Raw genomic sequence first — 18,123 nt, forward strand, 5'->3', positions numbered from 1 at the left:
CCAAAGTGCCCCTGTCAAAAATCCTCCCAGCCCCACTCATTGGCGTACTCACTGTTGCCCTGATGACCCTTTGCATTACCTTCTGGTTCATCGTGATGTTCCCGTTCATCCTGTTGCGCCTGGTGCCGGGGTACAAAATTCAGCGTGTGGCCTCCAAGTGCTGTGTGCAAATCGCAACCTGGTGGGTGGGCTCAGACAAACTGCTGTACAAGTTACTGCACGGTCAACAAGGGCAAGTAGAGATACACGGCGAGTTCAAACCCAACAGCAGTTACCTGGTGGTCAGCAATCACACCGCCTGGGCCGACATTGTGGTGCTGTTTGATGTGCTGCATGGCCATGCGCCATTTGGCCGCTTCTTCCTGAAAAAAGAATTGATCTGGGTGCCCATTGTGGGCGTGGTGTGCTGGGCCATGGACTTCCCCTTCATGAAGCGCCACAGTCGCGCTGCCATTGCCCGAAACCCGGTACTGGCCAGTCAGGATCTGGAAACCACCCGCAAAGCCTGTGAGGTGTACAAAGAAAGCCCGGTCACTGTAATCAACTTTCTCGAAGGCACGCGGTTTACCCCAGCGAAGAAAGCCAAAACAAAATCACCCTACACCCACCTGCTGGGCCCAAAGTACGGTGGCTTGTCTGCTTCATTGAATGCCATGGGCGAACAGTTCGAAAGTATGGTCAATGTGACCATCGCTTATGGTCCAAGCACTGGCAACATCACCTGGAGCTGGCTGTGCGGCAAACAGCCCAACATGCAAGTACACATCGAAATCTTGCCCATTCCAACGGACATGATTGCCGGAGATTTTCGCAATGACCTGAACTTCAAAGGTCGCTTCAAAACCTGGATTGGCGACATTTGGACCCTGAAAGACCAACGCCTGGCTGAAATAAGAAAGAAAGCCGGGCACTAACCTGTAGCCCCACTTGACAGGTTTGTTAAACTATTCGAGTTGTAGCGTATTCAAGTGATTCCCCCAATGCATTTCCGCTGGTTCAAACACATGCTGCTCGCGCTGGCCGTACTTGCCGCGCAATGGGCCGGGCTTGCCCACAGCATTGAGCACCGGGACACGCTTCAAACCGAGTCGCGACTTGGCCATGCCCATGCACACGAACATGCTGGCACCAGCGATTTGCTGCATTCTTGCCTGTTATTCGACGGGCTCACCACGGCACAAGCTGCGGTTTCCAATCCGCCAACTGGCTGTGCCTTGCCCTTGCTGGCCCAACTGGGTACCCAAAGCAGTGCTGTCCCAGCGCCACGCAACACCCTGTTTGCGCAACGCGTGCGTGTGCGCGACCCACCCCGTTTTTCCTGACGCAATCGCAATTCCCAATTAATTCACCGCCGCGTGGTACCTACCAAGGGGGTCGGTGACGTGCTGTATTTCAGGAAATAGACATGAACAAATCCAAATTTCAGCGCCACGCCGTGGCGTTGGCCAGCTTGCTTTTTATTGCGCAAACACAAGCCTTGGCGCAAGAGGCCCTACTTGAATCCGTGGTGGTGACCGGCACAGCCGAAGAACCCGATTCCATCAACAAACCGTTTTCCATCATCACCGCCGATGAGCTCAACGCCAGCGGCGCCAGCACCATTGGCGAGGCCTTGCGTTATCAACCCGGTGTATCCGCTACCGGATTTGGCCCCAACTCCAGCCGCCCCATTGTGCGCGGCCAGGATTCCGACCGCATTAAAATTCTTCGCAACTCGGCTGCCACGGTCGATGTATCGGCCCTCAGCTTCGACCACGCCTTGCCGGTCGACCCCTTCGCCTTGCATCAGATTGAAATTCTTCGCGGTCCCGCAGCACTGGCCTACGGCGGCAACGCAGTCGGTGGTGTTGTGAATTTGGTGGATCAACGCATTGCCCGTAAACCCGTTCAAGGCTTTCAAGGCGAAGTCAATTTGCTGGGTGGCGGTGCAGCCGACCAAACCGCAGGCGGCTTCAAGCTGGATGCCGGTTTGGGGCAGGGCGTCAGCATTCATCTGGATGGTTTCAAGCGCACCACCCGAGATCTCGAAACACCCACTTTCACCGATCCCGACGGTGTGACCGGAAACCGGGTACAAAACTCGTCCTCGAAATCGGATGGCGCAGCCATTGGCGCGTCGTTCCAAACAGGCAATGGCTACATTGGCGTGTCTGCCGAACGTTACAACAATGAATATGGCGTGCCCAAATCGCTTGATGTTCGCATTGGCATGGAAAGCGAACGCTATGCCCTGGAAGGCGAGCAAAACTTCAACAACGCGGCCTTCAAGCAAGTGAAATACCGCCTGGCCAAAACCGATTACCAGCACCGGGAATTTGAAGACGGCGCACCCGCCACCCTGTTCGTGAATGACGGCGTGGATGGTCGCGTTGAAGTGGCGTTGCAAGCCTTTTCCGTTGCGGGTTTCAACATCAACACCAGCACAGGGGTACAGTTTGAGCGCACCGATTTTTCAGCGATTGGCGACGAGGCGTTCGTGCCCAGCACCAGCACCGATCAAACGGGCTTGTTCACGATTTTCCGCGCCAGCCGCGGACAAGAAAACAGCGGGGTGTTCGAGTTTGGTCTGCGCGGCGATCAAGTTGACGTGAATGCGGCCAGCAGCGGCTTGTCGCCTCTGAATGGTCCTGTTGCGGGTGCCGGTGTTGACGCAGGTCCCGCAATCAACCGCTCGTTCACTCCCAGCTCGGTGTCTCTGGGCTACACAGCGCCGATCGGCAATGGCTGGTCATTGGGCGGTTCCGTGTCCCGGGTTGAACGTGCACCTTCCAGCTTTGAGTTGTACGCCGATGGCGTGCATGTGGCTACCGATGCCTACGAAAAAGGCAACCCGAATTTGCAGGAAGAACGGGGCCGCCACCTGGAGTTAAGCAGCACTTGGGCGCAGGGGGAATCAAAATTCAATGCCACTGCCTTTGCCAGCCGATACAGCAATTACATTGCACTGATTGGCCGCACTGGCGCCAATTCCCAATTTATTGAACCGGGCGAACCACCTGTTCAGGTTTTCGATTTCACCGCGGTACCTGCTGAATTTCAAGGGATCGAGCTGGGTTATCAAACTGCTTACGCCATGGGCGCAGGCAAACTGCAACCCAGCATTCAGTACGACTTGATTCGCGGCAAACGCACCGATGGTGGTGGCAACCTGCCACGCATCAGTCCACAACGCGTGGTGGCCAGTGCCGCATATTCCCAACAGGGGTGGACGATTACACCAGAGCTGATTTGGGTCAGCGGCAGCAAACCCGGGGCAGGTGATGTCGAAGTGGATGGTTACGAATTGCTGAACCTGCGAATCGGCAAGTCCTTCACTTGGGGGCAAACTGGTGGCGAGGTGTTCGCCAACCTGCAAAACCTGACCGATGAACTGGCATTTTCAGCCACAACACTGAACACAGTGCGCGGCTACACACCGCTGGCTGGGCGCTCCGCCTTGGTGGGGGTGAAACTGGCGTTCTAAAGCGGTTCGGTATTTAGTGTTTGTGATCACCACCGCCGCCATGGCTGTGGTGGTCACCCGCTGCATTCTGGCCAGCCACCACTTTCACCGGCATTTCAATTTTGCTGCCATCAGCCTTTTCAAATTGCAGGCTCAACTCAATTTCCTGACCTGCTTCCACAGGCGCAGTCAAAGCCATCAACATCACATGGTAGCCACCTGGTTTTAACTCCAAAGGCTCACCGGCCTTGATCTCGATACGTTCGGCCATGCGCATGCGCATGATGTCGCCGTCCATTTTCATTTCATGCACTTCAGCAATTTCAGCCGCAGGCGTGGCCACGCCCACCAAAGTCATGGGCTCCTGGCTGGTAATGGTCAAATAAGCGCCCGTGGCGTCTTGCTCGCCCACAGTGGGGCGTACCCAGGCATTTTGTACAGCGATACCATCCTGCACCTGTGCGGGTGCGCTCGCAGCCGCTTGCTCGGCAACAGCAGGGGTGTCATGAGAATGACCAGACTCTGCACCGTGATCATGGTGCTCGGAACAGGCCGCCAACATTGCCACGGCTGAAAATGCCGCCAATTGAATCACTCGTTTCACTTCAAACTCCCAAATACTTTTTTAAGCACCGCACTTCCGGCCGCAACAGGATTGGCCCGTATCGCCTTTTCTTCTTCGGCCACCATCAGGAACAACGCATCAAGCGCCTTGTTGGTGACATAACCTTCCAAATTCGCGTCTTCTGCATCCACCAAGCCAAAGCGGCTGCCTTTTTCGGCCAGCGTGTTGTATTGCTGCGCCAAACCCACTTGCGCAGTCTTGCCCTTCACAATGGGCAACAACTGGGTGTACAAGTCTGCCTGGGTTTTACTTCGGAAAAAATCGGTCACGGCCGTGTCTCCACCACTCAGCACCTGCTTGGCGTCTTCCACAGTCATGTTCTGAATTGTTTTTTTCAGCACCGCCTTGGCCTGCGGAACCGCTGCCTCGGCAGCGCGGTTCATGCTGACTTCCATTTGATCAAGCTGCGAGCCCATGCCCATCATATTCAACAGGCCCTTGCTGTTCTCCAGGTACTCCGGCAACTTGATTCGCACAGCCGGGTTGCCCAAAAAGCCATCGGTTTTGCCCAAACTGCCCACGGCAGCATCTGCACCTTTGCTCAAGGTGGTGCGCAAAGCCGTCACGGCTTCTTTGCTGGTAATACCGCTCAAATCAGCGGCCGCAGCAGCACCTGTAAAAACAAGAGCGAATGCCACCAGCACAGAACGGGTTAATCGGATCATCTTGGCCTCCCAGGCAGCTGTGTTCAAGAATCAAGCAAACGCGCTTTGCGCTCGGCTCGAATGAAAATGTCGACCGCCTGACCTTTGTTTTTGGCGCCCAATCGAAGAAATATTTCCTTGATGTGGCCACGCACCGTGTCGGGGCTGATGTCCATTTCACGCGCAACCTCTTTGGCGGATAAACCCCCTGCAGTTTTGCGCATGATTTCAACCTGTTTCCAGGTCAGGGGTTTGTCAGATCCCGGAGCATAAATATTGGAATGGTATTCATTGGCGACTTTTTCAGAGCCTTTGGGCATCTCGTCAATTACGCCTGCCTGTATCAGCAGGTTTTGAAGGGCTCGAAGCAATTCAGGATAGGTGCTGGCCTTGTTCACATAGAAATAGCCTGCGCGTTCGGCTTCACGCGCCAGGTTCTTGTCCAGCACGCCGGAGCAAATCAGTTTTGGGCACTGCGGAAACAACACGGCAAAGGTGTTGATGGTGTTCACACCCTTGGAATCCGGAAGGTCTAGATCGGCAATAACCAGATTGGGTACAGCCTGAACTGCCCGGGCTTTTTCCATACTTTCAACCACAATGATCTCACTGTGGGTGACCAGCTGATCGATCATGTCCGCCAACATGATTGAGATCATCGGATGGTCTTCCGCGATCAAAATCGTGGGTTTGTCCGTCTGCGAACCCATGTTTGCATGCCCTGTTTTTTCTAGTGTCATTCGGGCATTGTACTGCGAAAATTTAGAGCCGTGCCTGTGGGCTTGTTTGTGCCATTAGCTGTTCCCGGCTTCCCTGAATGGCAGCCTGAATTTTAGGTACCAGTTTCTGGGCCACCTTTTCACCCTCCAGCAAGAACTCATGACGCTGGTCAAGGTTCAATGCATCGGCGTGTTGCACGCTCGGTTGAATCACTACATCGGCTCGCGCCAATTCAGCACGAATGGCCTGCTGACTCAAAATATTGATGCTTTGGTCCAGCAGCCCCCACCAACCCATGGCACCCGCCCCTGTACGCGGTTTGGCGGAAATATCGACCGCAATCACCACATCGGCCCCCATCTCGCGCGCCGTTAATACTGGCACTGGGCTTACCAAACCCCCATCCACAAACTGGCGTTTTCCAATGCGGGTGGGCAAAAACACGTTCGGAATACTGCAGGAAGCACGCACCGCCTGCCCGGCATTGCCATAGTTAAAAGCAACCTTCTCACCGCTTTCAAGATCAGTGGCCACTGCCGCAAAACGAATTGGAAACTGGTGAATCGCCTTGTTCTTCACCTGCGCATTCACGTACTGCTGCAGTTTGTCGCCAATCAAAAAACCCTGACTATTCAAGGTCAGATCACGAATGTCGGCCTCCTGCATGCCCAATGCAACGCTTTGCAAGGTGTAGGCATTCATGCCACTGGCGTACAAAGCGCCAACAAAACTGCCTGCGCTGGTCCCCACCACTATGCTGGGCTTAATGCCGTGATTCTCCAACACTTTGATTACGCCAACATGGGCGAAGCCCTTTACACCACCGCCACCTAACACCAACGCAATCACCGGCTCACGGGTTTTGGGCGCCGCCGGATCTTGCGCCTGCGCAGCGGGCGCAGGTTCAGGCACGGGCGCCGAGGGTGGCGCCACAGTGGCACAAGCCGACAAAATCAAAGCTAGCAACAAAGTCCACACACCGCCAAAAGGCTTGTTTTTCATATACATAGTTCTAAAACCATTTCAAGAGCCCGATGCTACCGCAGCGCAACAAATTTGGGTTGACAATATCCACTAACGGCAAGGGCATGTGGCGGTTTACGATGAACTTCGCCAAGCTCACTGGGTCCTAGAAAGGGCTGTGTAAGTTCAATACCGGCTTAATAAAGCCACTAAAGCCACACTGGGAGCCACCATGCAAGACCGATTCATACCATTGGGGACGACATGAATCACGCAATCATTCCGATTGCCAAGGCTGTTGACTTTGCGCAACAACACCGCCGTGCGCCCAAAGGCCGTCAAACAGACCCGCACCATATTTCCTCGGTACTTACCATATTGGGCCACCAGAAATTGCGCCGCGATTTGTTGATTGAGTACCTTCATCAATTGCAAGACCACCTGGGTTGTTTGCCCAAAAGCCACTTGGCAGCCTTGGCGCAATGCCTGAATTTAAGTCAAACCGAAGTGTTCGAAGTGGCCACTTTTTATCACCACTTTGATGTTGTCGAATCCGGAAACGCTATCCGCCATGCGCTCACCGTGCGGGTGTGCAATGGCCCAACCTGTTGCATGGCGGGTGCAAACTCCTTGATCGACACACTGCCAGCATTGCTTGGAAGCACAGTACGGGTTCAAGCCGTGCCCTGCATTGGTCGTTGTGAACAGGCACCTGCTGTTGCAGTGGGTCAGCATGAAATGGGGTGGGCCAATCACCATGACATTATGGAAGCCGCCTTTGGACAGCACACCAAAGCCTTGCCGCTGCCCTATACCAATTTGACCGCTTACTTGGCCGAAGGTGGCTACCACGTGTTGCAGGAATGCACGGCCAACCAGCGCACCGTTGAATCGGTGATCGACACCCTGTCCAATTCAGGCTTGCGCGGCTTGGGCGGTGCCGGTTTTCCGGCCGGGCGAAAATGGGGCATTGTGCGCGACCAACCCACACCTTGCTTAATGGCCGTGAACATCGACGAAGGCGAACCCGGCACCTTCAAAGACCGCACCTACCTCGAGAACAATCCACACCAATTTCTGGAAGGCATGCTGATTGCCGCCTGGGCCGTGCAAGCCAGTTCCATTTACATTTACCTGCGCGACGAGTACCACGCCTGCCGGGCCATGCTGGAGGCCGAACTGGCCGCACTCAAAGCCCAACCACCCATGCCCAACATGCCCAGTATTGAATTGCGACGCGGGGCGGGTGCTTACATTTGCGGCGAAGAATCTGCCATGCTGGAATCGATTGAAGGCAAACGCGGCTTGCCCCGGCTACGCCCGCCCTATGTGGCACAAGTGGGCTTGTTCAACAAACCCACCCTGGTTCACAACTTTGAAACCCTGTACTGGGTGCCTGCCATTCTGGAAAAAGGCGCAACGTGGTTTTCAGAACAAGGGCGCCACGGACGAGCGGGCCTGCGTTCCTTCTCCGTGTCGGGGCGGGTCAACAAACCCGGTGTGCACCTGGCACCTGCGGGTATCACGCTCAACGAATTGATTGCCGAGCATTGCGGCGGCATGCAAGCCGGGCACACCTTGTACGGCTACCTGCCGGGCGGGGCTTCAGGGGGTATTTTGCCTGCGGTGCTGGCCAACATACCACTTGATTTCGACACCTTGCAGCCCCACGGCTGCTTCATCGGTTCAGCGGCTATTGTGGTGTTTTCTCAAGCCGACAGTGCCGTGGGCATGGCCCGCAACCTGATGCGTTTTTTCGTGCATGAGAGCTGTGGCCAATGCACACCCTGCCGGGCTGGCACAGCCAAAGCGCTCGAATTGATCAATCAACCCCAATGGAATGTGCCATTGCTTCAAGCACTTTCCGCCGTGATGCGCGATGCCTCGATTTGCGGCCTGGGCCAAGCCGCCCCCAACCCCATCGATTGTGTAATTCGCTACTTTCCACACGAAATTGAACACACAACATGCGGTGAGCAAGCATGAATGCCTCGCAAATGATCCGCCTTCAACTCAATGGGAACACCGTTCAGGCGTTACCGGGAGAAACCTTGTTGCAAGTCGCACAGCGGGAAGGCATCGATGTGCCTCACCTGTGTTTCCAGGCAGGCCTTGAAGGGGCCGGCAACTGCCGCGCCTGTGTGGTGGAGGTGGAGGGTGAAAGAACATTGGCGGCCTCGTGCTGCAGACAGGTGTCGACCGGCATGGTCGTGAACACCCAATCGGACAAAGCAGTTGCTGCGCAAAAAATGGTGCTTGAATTGTTACTGGCCGACATGCCGGAACAAAACCCGGCAAACCCGCTAAAAGCCGACAATGAACTGACCCACTGGTGTCAAACCATGGGTGTGAAGGGCAGCCGGTTTAATGCTCGCAAATCTGTGCCTGTTGATCATTCACATGTCGCCATTGCCGTGAATCTGGACCACTGCATTCAATGCACCCGCTGCGTTCGAGCCTGCCGGGAAGTGCAGGTTAATGACGTCATTGGCCTGGCTTATCGGGGCGAGCAAGCCGCCATTGTGTTCGATCAGGGCGATGCCCTGGCGCAGTCCACTTGCGTAGCCTGCGGCGAATGCGTGCAAGCCTGCCCTACCGGAGCACTAAGCCCCGCACAACCAGCGGCCCGCCAGCAGGCGGACAAAACCGTGGATTCAGTTTGCCCATATTGTGGTGTCGGCTGCCAACTGACTTATCACATCAAAGACAACACCCTGATCCGTGTGGAAGGGCGCCAAGGCCCTGCCAACCAGGGTCGGTTGTGCGTGAAAGGCCGCTATGGCTTTGACTATGTGCACCATGAACAACGCCTGACCCACCCACTTGTTCGCCGTGAAGGCGTTCCCAAGAACCCGGTCAATCTGCTGAATCCGGAACAGGTGAACCAGGCCTTTCGCCAAGCCACCTGGGACGAAGCGCTTGACGTGATCGCCAGCAAGTTCAAACACATAAAAACCACCCACGGCAGCCATGCACTGGCTGGTTTTGGTTCAGCCAAGTGCAGCAACGAAGAAGCCTATTTGTTTCAAAAACTGGTGCGCACCGGCTTTGGCACCAACAATGTGGATCACTGCACCCGCTTGTGCCACGCATCGTCAGTGGCCGCCTTACTAGAAGGCATTGGCTCCGGCGCGGTGTCCAACCCGGTGATGGATGTGAACCAGGCCGAGGTAATTTTCGTGATTGGTGCCAACCCCACAGTGAACCACCCAGTGGGCGCAACGTGGATCAAAAATGCCGTGAAACACGGCGCCACATTAATATTGGCCGATCCCCGCCGTTCAGACCTTGCCCGCCATGCCGCGCATTTTTTGCAGTTCAACGCCGACAGTGATGTGGCCCTGTTGAATGCCTTGCTGCACGTCATCATCGACGAAAACCTGATCGACGCAGAATTCATTGCCACCCGCACCGAGGGCTTCAAGGAATTGAAAGCCAATGTCGCCGCATGCACCCCCGAGGCCATGGCCCCGATTTGCGGCATCTCGCCCAATGAATTGCGCGCAGTGGCCCGCCTTTATGCCAAATCAAAAGCCTCCATCATTCTATGGGGCATGGGCATTTCACAGCACACCCACGGCACCGACAACGCGCGGTGCCTGATTTCACTGGCATTGATCACCGGGCAAATTGGCCGGCCCGGCACAGGCCTTCACCCTTTGCGCGGACAAAACAATGTGCAGGGTGCATCGGATGCGGGGTTGATCCCCATGATGTACCCCGACTACCAACGGGTGTGCAGTGCCGAAGCACAACAGCGGTTCGAAGCCCTGTGGAACACGCCGCTAAGCAACACGCCAGGGCTCACCGTGGTAGAAATCATGCAAGCCATTCTTGCCGGTCAGGTAAAGGGCATGTACATACTGGGTGAAAACCCCGCCATGTCCGATCCTGATTTGAACCACGCCCGCAAGGCACTTGCTGCACTCGATTTTCTGGTGGTTCAGGATATCTTCCTCACCGAAACTGCAACCTTGGCCGACGTGGTTTTGCCCGCCAGCGCCTTCCCCGAAAAAACCGGTACTTTCACCAACACCGATCGCGTGGTGCAACTGGGTCAACAGGCCATCGACCCACCCGGGCAAGCAAGGCAAGACCTCTGGATTATTCAAGACATTGCCCAAAGGCTGGACCTGCCCTGGAATTACCAAAACGTTGAAGAAGTATTTGATGAAATGCGCCATGCCATGCACAGCATTGAAGGCATCACCTGGCAACGCCTGCAACGAGAACACGCTGTGGTGTACCCCTGTGCCCACGAGGGCGATGCCGGCGAAGCCGTGGTGTTTACAGACCGCTTCCCGACGCCAAACGGCAAGGCGCGCCTGGTGCCTGCGCAGTACCGCGGCGCAGCCGAAACACCCGATGCCGAATATCCTTTTGTATTGATCACCGGACGTCAACTGGAACACTGGCACACGGGCAGCATGACCCGTCGCGCCAGCGTACTCGATGCCATTGAACCCGAACCCACCGCGCTGTTGCACCCCAGCGATTTAAAAGCCATGAACATTGCGGCGGGCAACATGGTCTGGCTTCAATCCCGTCGCGGCGAAGTAGGGCTTTTCGCAAGGGCCGACCAAGGCACACCACCGGGACATGTCTTTGTGCCATTTTGTTATGCAGAAGCCGCGATCAACAAACTCACCCACGCAGCGCTCGATCCCGACGGCAAAATTCCCGAATTCAAGTACTGCGCTATTGCGGTGCACAAAAAACAGGGAAAACCCTGAATTTGTCAAACTTTATTGAATAAAGTGACACCCAATGGGTGATACCTGTTTGCCCGCTTTTGGACAAAGTCACAGTTTGTGACATGTTTAAGGTCAAATAAAAACTGAAGCGCACCTGAAATGTGCATTCTGGAGACCTGTCGTGGCCTTGCAAATTACAGCCTCAGCAAATTTGATCACACCCGCGCTTGATCGCGGGATGAAGAACAATATCGCGCGCAAATCCGGCAACAAACATGTCAGTGGTGACACCTACAAAAAACGCACCGCCTGGAAAAAAATATGCGACTTTGTAGGTTCCACACGTGCTATCAATGTGGTTGGTAAGGCGCATTTTGAATCGAAGCAATACTGCGAAGCCGCCATTCTTCGAAAAGACTTCCAGGCCACGCAAAAATCAGTTGGCTTGGGCCGCGACCTGACCGACGAAGAGTACAACGACACCGTCTGGAATTCTGATGGTGTTCAAAACCGCTTAATGCGTGAAGACTATATTCGTTACAGCCCCAATTACTACAACAAGGAAAATGGCACCACGTCTCGCAACCTGTGGGCTCACCGATTTTCAAAGGTAAGCCATGTGCTGCATGGCATGTGCGAAATGAACGCAGCCCCCACTGGCATGACCTACAACACCATGCGCAATACCGGCACAAGTGGCGTTGACGAAAAAAGCACCAAAAACAAAATACTCATGTTCGGCTTGTTGGGGTTCATCGGTGTCGGCACCACCGAATTATTGAAGTGCATTCGAAGTGCCTCTGAAAACACCGCGACTTTTTTGGGGCAAGGTATTCTGGGTTTACTGATTGCGTTCCCGATCGCTTCCTCTGCGCTTGGTTTTTTGGGTTTTTGTGGCGGCATGGCCAGCCAAATTGCAGTTCAAAAACACAAAGTAAACCCAAAACAACAAAAAAACCTGTCCAAAGACGTCAGTGAAAATCTTCAAAAAATTCTGTCACAACTCAAATCAATCAAAGACAAGCCCGAACTAGTCAAGGTCATGGCCCAAGCCATGCAAGGCAAGCATCACATTCTGAAAAAGATCAAAACCGACAGCCTGGACGACCACGGTATTCCACACATACTGAACAACGCACTTTCAGCAATCGACCCAGCAAAAAGTGACCTTGAAAACATGCATTCCCTTAAAACTGCGCTGGGCGAATATTTACAGGTCGACAAACCACCAAGCGAATCGGCCACCTTGTGGGCACGTTACCGTTACGCCAAAGCGGTAACCACCAAAGAAAGTCATTATGTTGCACTGGCCAGTACCATTGACCACATGGAAGTTGCCAATCCCCACGCGAAAGCCATGAAGGATGCCCGGCGGCAAACAGAAGAAATTCTTGCCCCGGCAATCCACAATTTTGCCCTGAAAACACTTGCCTACCCAGCGGCCTTGCTGGATCGCGTGGCCAACACCAACATTGCGCCCACCTTGCGGAAATGGGCCAGTGAAGACTACCAAAAGGCACAAATTAAAAAAATGAATGACCCAAGCCGGGCGTCAAAAAACTGTTTCAAAGGTGAATACATGGCAAAAAATATTCACCAATACGGGCCCGTAACCCGCGCATGTATAAAAATTGCTGAGGGCATGCGCCTGTTCAACATGAACGTGGTTTTGGCATCAAATGCCAACCTGTCACGAATCTTCAACAACATGGCTCTTTTCATCAACAACTCCGTAGGTACCAGCCCAGCCTCTCGATCCATGTGCAACAGTCTTGGGCGCTTTTTCGGAGGTGCTGTACTTGCCATCATTTTCGGTACTTTTATCCCGATCGCAGCAGACGCCTCGGGCAGTCCCTCCACAGTCAGTACCAACGGGAATTTTCCGGTTGATTTTTCAATGACCAACATCGGTATCCTCATGTTCTTGCTGTCTGCCCCCACATTGATGGTCCAAGGTTTGGCACACCTGGCTGCACGCATAGAAGGCTGGAACGGCAATATCAACAAAACTGTTCCGCACGGCGTACCGGCATTTAAATTTTCACGTTAATTTTTGCCTGCGTTATCCAAGTCTGCAATAATCAACTTGTCGTCATAGCAACTTCGCGGAACCTATGAAAACAAGTACCTTCGAACTGGTCGATGCACAAAGGGTTCCCAAACCCATTGCCGACATGTTGCACAACGCTGGCATTCGTATCAACGGCTCGGCTTCTCACGACATCCAGATTCACGATGAACGCCTCTTCAATGCCGTTTTAAGTCATGGTTCTTTAGGGCTTGGTGAGGCCTACATGAACGGCTGGTGGCAAGTGCCGCAGCTTGATGAAATGATGTTTCGATTAATGCGAAACAACGCTGACGAACACACCAAAGCCTGGACCAAAATGCAGTGGCTAATGCTGGCCTTGCGCGAAAAAGTAATCAATCTGCAAGCACCCACCCGCGCGTTTCAAGTGGGCGAGCACCATTACGACACCGGCAATGATTTGTTCGAAGCCATGCTCGATCCACTCATGATTTATTCTTGCGGCTATTGGGAGCATGCTCAAAATCTTGAAGAAGCACAGCTACACAAACTCGACATGATCTGTCAAAAACTTCAGCTGCAGTCAGGCGAGAAATTGCTGGACATCGGTTGTGGTTGGGGAGGGCTGGCATGGTACGCCGCAACACATTACGGTGTGCAGGTGTTGGGTATTACCGTGTCAAGCCAACAGCAACAATATGCCCGCGCGCGGTGTGCCGGCTTGCCTGTGGAAATTGAGCTGATCGACTATCGGGACCTGCAAGGCCAATTTGACAAAGTCGTGTCAGTGGGAATGTTTGAACACGTGGGTCTAAAAAATTACCCAGCCTACTTCGATGCAATACAGCGGCTTATGAAGCCTGACGGACTGTTCTTGTTGCACACCATTGGTGGTTTTGATAAAACCGACGCCACCGATCCATGGATAGACAAGTATATTTTTCCGAATGGAAAAATTCCCTCGCCCGGCGAAATCGCCGAACACCTGGATGGCAAGCTGGTGCTCGAGGACTGGCATAACTTTGGCACAGACTATGACAAAACCTTGGTGGCCTGGCATGTCAATGTCGAGAATGCATGGCCCGCACTGAAAGCAAATTACGATGAACGTTTTCGCCGGATGTGGACTTATTACCTATTAACCTGTGCAGCGTACTTTCGCGCCAGAAAGGGCATGTTGTGGCAGCTGGTGTTTAGCCACCGCGAACGCCCCTCTGTTTACCGAAGCACGCGACCAAGATTTTAAACGTCGATATTCCCGGCTTTCAAGGCATTGCTTTCAATAAACGCGCGTCTTGGCTCAACTTCGTCGCCCATCAAGGTGGTGAAAATTTGATCTGCTGCAATCGCATCTTCAATCTGAACACGCAGTAAACGGCGCACTGCAGGGTCCATGGTGGTTTCCCAAAGCTGCTGTGGGTTCATTTCACCCAAGCCTTTGTAACGCTGTTTCGAAATTGATTTTTCGGCTTGTTCACGCAACCAGTGCATGGCTTCACGGAAGCTTTGTACTGCCTGTACCTTCTGTTTTTCACCTTCACCGCGTTGCATTTCTGCACCTTCGGAAATCAGGCCTTTGAAGGTTTTTGCGGCGTGAGACAACAAGGGATAATCCGCGCCATGTACAAAATCAGGATCAATTGTTGTTACACGAACATTGCCATGGTGGCGGCGGTGAATCAGAACACGGTGCTTATCACTTTGCTCATCAAACTGCGAAAACACGGTCATGATGGTTGGGTCGAGCACCGCTTGCAACCTGGCAGCACTCGCTTTGGATGCTTCCTCGTTGTCCAGGTCCAGCTCCACACCTTCCACAATCGCATTGAGCACATCGGGGTCGATCATTCGGCTTAAACGGCGCACCACAGCTTCAACGGTTACAAACTGGCGGGCCAGTTCTTCCAATGCCTCACCTTTAATGGGATCTTTGCCTTCACCCGGAATTAGCGCGGCCTTTTCCAAAGCAATCGCCAACATGTACTGGGCTTCTTCCTGATCGTCTTTCAGGTAACGCTCATCCTTGCCGTGCTTCACTTTGTAAAGCGGTGGCTGCGCAATATACACATGGCCATGCTCAACCAATTCCGGCATCTGGCGATACAGCAAGGTCAACAGCAATGTACGAATGTGCGCACCGTCCACGTCCGCATCGGTCATGATGATGATTCGGTGATAACGCAACTTGGCCAGGTTGAAATCGTCTTTCCCAATGCTGGTACCCAAGGCCGTAATCAAAGTCGTGATTTGTTCCGAGGTGAGCAGCTTGTCAAAACGTGCTTTTTCAACGTTCAGTACCTTGCCGCGCAATGGCAAAATAGCCTGGAATTTGCGATCACGACCCTGCTTGGCCGAACCGCCAGCGGAATCACCCTCGACAATGTAAATTTCACATTTGGCTGGGTCACGCTCTTGGCAGTCTGCCAGCTTGCCAGGCAAGCCAACACCATCCAGAACGCCTTTTCGGCGCGTCATGTCCCGAGCTTTACGAGCCGCTTCACGCGCCCGCGCAGCTTCAACAATTTTGCTGCAAATCAGCTTGGCATCGTTCGGGCGTTCTTCAAGATATTCGCTGAGCACTTTGGCCACAATGTCTTCAACGGGTGCACGCACCTCGCTTGACACCAGCTTGTCTTTGGTTTGACTTGAAAATTTTGGCTCGGGTACTTTGACTGACAACACGCAGCAAAGACCTTCGCGCATGTCGTCGCCAGTCACTTCCACTTTTTGTTTTTTGGCAATCTCGTTGACTTCAATGTACTTGCCAATGACGCGAGTCATTGCCGCACGCAAACCCGTCAGGTGCGTACCACCATCACGTTGTGGAATGTTGTTGGTGAAACACAGCACCGCTTCATTGAAACCATCGTTCCATTGCATGGACACTTCCACACCAATGCTGGTGCCGGGAATGCCGCCGTAAGTTTCGGCCGGGCGTTCACCCGCCGCATAAAAGGTGTTCGGGTGCAAAATTTTCTTGTGGGCATTAATGAATTCAACAAAACCCATTACACCGCCACTGCCGGCGAAGTCGTCTTCTTTGCCAGTGCGTTCGTCTTTCAAGCGAATACGCACACCGTTATTCAAAAAGCTCAGTTCGCGCAGGCGCTTGGCCAGAATTTCATAGTGAAAATCGTAGTTTTGCTGAAAAATTTGTGTGTCGGGCAAAAAGTGAACTTCTGTACCGCGTTTGTCGGTGGTGCCCACAATTTTCATGGGCGACACATCAAAGCCGTCCACTTGCTCGATAATCCGGTTCTGCACAAAACCACGTGCAAACTCAAGCTGATGAACCTTGCCGTCACGACGAACAGTCAGGCGCAGCCAGCTGGAAAGTGCGTTTACACAACTCACACCCACACCGTGCAAACCACCGGAAACCTTGTAACTGTTTTGGTTGAATTTGCCACCAGCATGCAATTCAGTCAGTGCAATTTCCGAAGCAGAGCGCTTGGGCTCATGCTTGTCATCCATTTTCACGCCGGTTGGAATACCCCGGCCGTTGTCGGTCACACTGATCGAGTTGTCCGCATGAATGGTCACCACGATGTCATCGCAATGTCCGGCCAGTGCTTCGTCAATCGAGTTGTCTACGACTTCAAAAACCAGGTGGTGCAGGCCCGTACCATCGGACGTGTCGCCGATGTACATGCCGGGCCGCTTTCGCACAGCCTCCAGGCCTTCGAGAATCTGGATTGAACCTTCGCCGTAGTCTGCGTTGTTGCCCTGCACGGGCAAATCACCGCCGTTCTGTGTTTCTGAAGTCATAAGAGTGTTGTTGTTTTCGTTTTATTGTCGTTTTAAATACGCATGGGCATGACGACGTACTTGAAATCGTCTTTGCCTGGGGTGGTCACCAATGCACTGCTGTTTCCGTCTTGCAACGTGAACTGCACGGTTTCCGACTTGAGGTTGTTCAACACATCCAGCAGGTAGTTTACGTTAAAACCCACATCAATCTCGGGACCTTGGTACTCGACCTCCATTTCATCCCTGGCTTCTTCCTGATCCGAGTTGTTGGCCACGATGGTCAAACCGTTCGCACCCAGCACCCAGCGGATGCCGCGGAACTTGTCACTGGTCAGAATGGAGGCACGTTGCAAGGAATGCAAAAGTGCGTCACGCGCAATCACCACGTGGTGTTGGTGGGTTTTTGGAATAACCCGCTGATAGTCGGGAAACTTGCCTTCAACCAGCTTGGTGATCAGGGTAATGTCCGAAAAAGTGAATTTGGCCTGGTTGCTGGCCAAATCAATGGTCACGGTGTCGTCGGTGTCGTTCAACAAACGCGACAGCTCAAGCACTGTTTTACGCGGAATAATCACTTCATGCTTGGCGGTACCGCCTTGACCAGGCGCGTCTGCATAGGCCAATCGGTGTCCGTCAGTGGCCACTGCACGTACACACGCGCTTTCAATGACCAACAAAACACCGTTCAGGTAGTAACGCAGATCTTGTTGAGCCATGGAAAAATGAACCATGCCCAACAGGTTTTTCAGCATTTTTTGCGGCAAGCTGATTTGTGTTACCCATTCTTTGGGTTCCTGCACCAGCGGGAAGTCTTCTGCAGGCAGTGTTTGCAGGGCAAACCGGCTTTTCTTGGCCTGCACGGACATTTTTTTGCCGTCCAGCTTCACCATCACATCCGAGTCTTCAGGCAGTGATCTCAAAATATCCAGGAATTTTCTAGCCGCTACCGTGGTTGCGGTGTCTTCACCCCCTGCACCCACTTCAGCACTGGTTTGAATCTGCATTTCAATGTCTGAAGACAGCAGTGTCAGCAGGCCACCCTGTTTCTTCAACAGAATGTTGGCCAACACCGGCAAGGTGTTTCGACGTTCGACGATGTTGCTGACGATTTGCAGTTTTCGAACCAATGCATCGCGTGAGCTATGAATTAATTCCATTTAATATTTCCTTATAGGATTAGTTAATAGAGTTGATTCAATTCTGTGGACAACTCTATTTTTCCCTTTGAATTTAGCTTCTTAGGTTCTTTCACAACT

General features: G+C 53.3%; 13 protein-coding genes. 7 read left to right on the forward strand and 6 right to left on the reverse strand.

Translation table 11 applies throughout. The features are described from left to right. The first annotated feature begins 5 nt into the window (after nucleotides 1-5). From P0D43_RS03040 to P0D43_RS03050, 3 genes are all read left to right on the forward strand, one after another. The gene (locus P0D43_RS03040) at nucleotides 6-914 is read left to right on the forward strand and encodes an acetyltransferase (RefSeq protein WP_394673210.1); all 909 of its coding nucleotides are present in this window, start codon (nucleotides 6-8) and stop codon (nucleotides 912-914) included. Nucleotides 915-980: 66 nt separating this feature from the next. Next, a complete protein-coding gene (locus tag P0D43_RS03045) occupies nucleotides 981-1,322 on the forward strand; it encodes a hypothetical protein (RefSeq protein WP_341237029.1) in 342 nt (113 codons plus the stop codon). 83 nt (nucleotides 1,323-1,405) lie between these two features. Further along, nucleotides 1,406-3,463 (forward strand): TonB-dependent receptor, encoded by a 2,058-nt coding sequence (locus tag P0D43_RS03050; RefSeq protein WP_394673211.1) that lies wholly within the window; start codon nucleotides 1,406-1,408, stop codon nucleotides 3,461-3,463. A gap of 13 nt (nucleotides 3,464-3,476) precedes the next feature. Here P0D43_RS03050 and P0D43_RS03055 read toward each other — a convergent pair whose 3' ends face one another. From P0D43_RS03055 to P0D43_RS03070, 4 genes are read right to left on the reverse strand one after another with little or no spacing between them, the layout of a single operon-like run. Then, nucleotides 3,477-4,046: a copper chaperone PCu(A)C gene (locus P0D43_RS03055; RefSeq protein ID WP_159569332.1), complete on the reverse strand. Its 570-nt coding sequence runs from the start codon at nucleotides 4,044-4,046 to the stop codon at nucleotides 3,477-3,479. Beyond that, nucleotides 4,043-4,732, reverse strand: coding sequence for a DUF4197 domain-containing protein (locus P0D43_RS03060; protein WP_159569334.1), 690 nt, complete (start codon nucleotides 4,730-4,732; stop codon nucleotides 4,043-4,045). The genes P0D43_RS03055 and P0D43_RS03060 overlap by 4 nt, the downstream gene beginning before the upstream one ends. Nucleotides 4,733-4,755: 23 nt before the next feature. Next, nucleotides 4,756-5,421, reverse strand: a complete 666-nt coding sequence (locus P0D43_RS03065) for a response regulator transcription factor (RefSeq protein ID WP_159569336.1) — start codon at nucleotides 5,419-5,421, stop codon at nucleotides 4,756-4,758. Nucleotides 5,422-5,473: 52 nt separating this feature from the next. After that, nucleotides 5,474-6,433, reverse strand: a complete 960-nt coding sequence (locus P0D43_RS03070) for a patatin-like phospholipase family protein (protein ID WP_394673212.1) — start codon at nucleotides 6,431-6,433, stop codon at nucleotides 5,474-5,476. A 225-nt stretch (nucleotides 6,434-6,658) separates the two neighbouring features. On the opposite strand from P0D43_RS03070, the gene P0D43_RS03075 reads away from it, so the two are divergent. The 4 genes from P0D43_RS03075 to cfa all read left to right on the forward strand — a co-directional run bounded on the left by P0D43_RS03075 (nucleotide 6,659) and on the right by cfa (nucleotide 14,363). Continuing rightward, a complete protein-coding gene (locus P0D43_RS03075) occupies nucleotides 6,659-8,380 on the forward strand; it encodes an NADH-ubiquinone oxidoreductase-F iron-sulfur binding region domain-containing protein (protein ID WP_341237032.1) in 1,722 nt (573 codons plus the stop codon). Continuing rightward, nucleotides 8,377-11,127, forward strand: a complete 2,751-nt coding sequence (gene fdhF, locus P0D43_RS03080) for a formate dehydrogenase subunit alpha (RefSeq protein WP_394673213.1) — start codon at nucleotides 8,377-8,379, stop codon at nucleotides 11,125-11,127. The genes P0D43_RS03075 and fdhF overlap by 4 nt, the downstream gene beginning before the upstream one ends. Nucleotides 11,128-11,269: 142 nt before the next feature. Beyond that, entirely contained in the window at nucleotides 11,270-13,138 is a 1,869-nt protein-coding gene (locus P0D43_RS03085; RefSeq protein ID WP_394673214.1) for a hypothetical protein, read from the forward strand. 64 nt (nucleotides 13,139-13,202) lie between these two features. Then, complete coding sequence (gene cfa / locus P0D43_RS03090) at nucleotides 13,203-14,363, forward strand: cyclopropane fatty acyl phospholipid synthase (RefSeq protein WP_394673215.1); 1,161 nt, start codon at nucleotides 13,203-13,205, stop codon at nucleotides 14,361-14,363. Here cfa and gyrB read toward each other — a convergent pair. Together gyrB and dnaN are read right to left on the reverse strand one after the other, a co-directional pair. After that, on the reverse strand, nucleotides 14,360-16,885 hold the full coding sequence (gene gyrB / locus P0D43_RS03095; protein ID WP_394673216.1) for a DNA topoisomerase (ATP-hydrolyzing) subunit B: 2,526 nt from the start codon (nucleotides 16,883-16,885) through the stop codon (nucleotides 14,360-14,362). The two genes, cfa and gyrB, sit on opposite strands and share 4 nt — an antisense overlap. Before the next feature lie 32 nt (nucleotides 16,886-16,917). Further along, the gene (dnaN, locus tag P0D43_RS03100) at nucleotides 16,918-18,024 is read right to left on the reverse strand and encodes a DNA polymerase III subunit beta (protein WP_159569350.1); all 1,107 of its coding nucleotides are present in this window, start codon (nucleotides 18,022-18,024) and stop codon (nucleotides 16,918-16,920) included. Between the last annotated feature and the right edge of the window lie 99 nt (nucleotides 18,025-18,123).

This window comes from Limnobacter sp. (assembly GCF_043511195.1).
Lineage (GTDB): Bacteria > Pseudomonadota > Gammaproteobacteria > Burkholderiales > Burkholderiaceae_B > Limnobacter.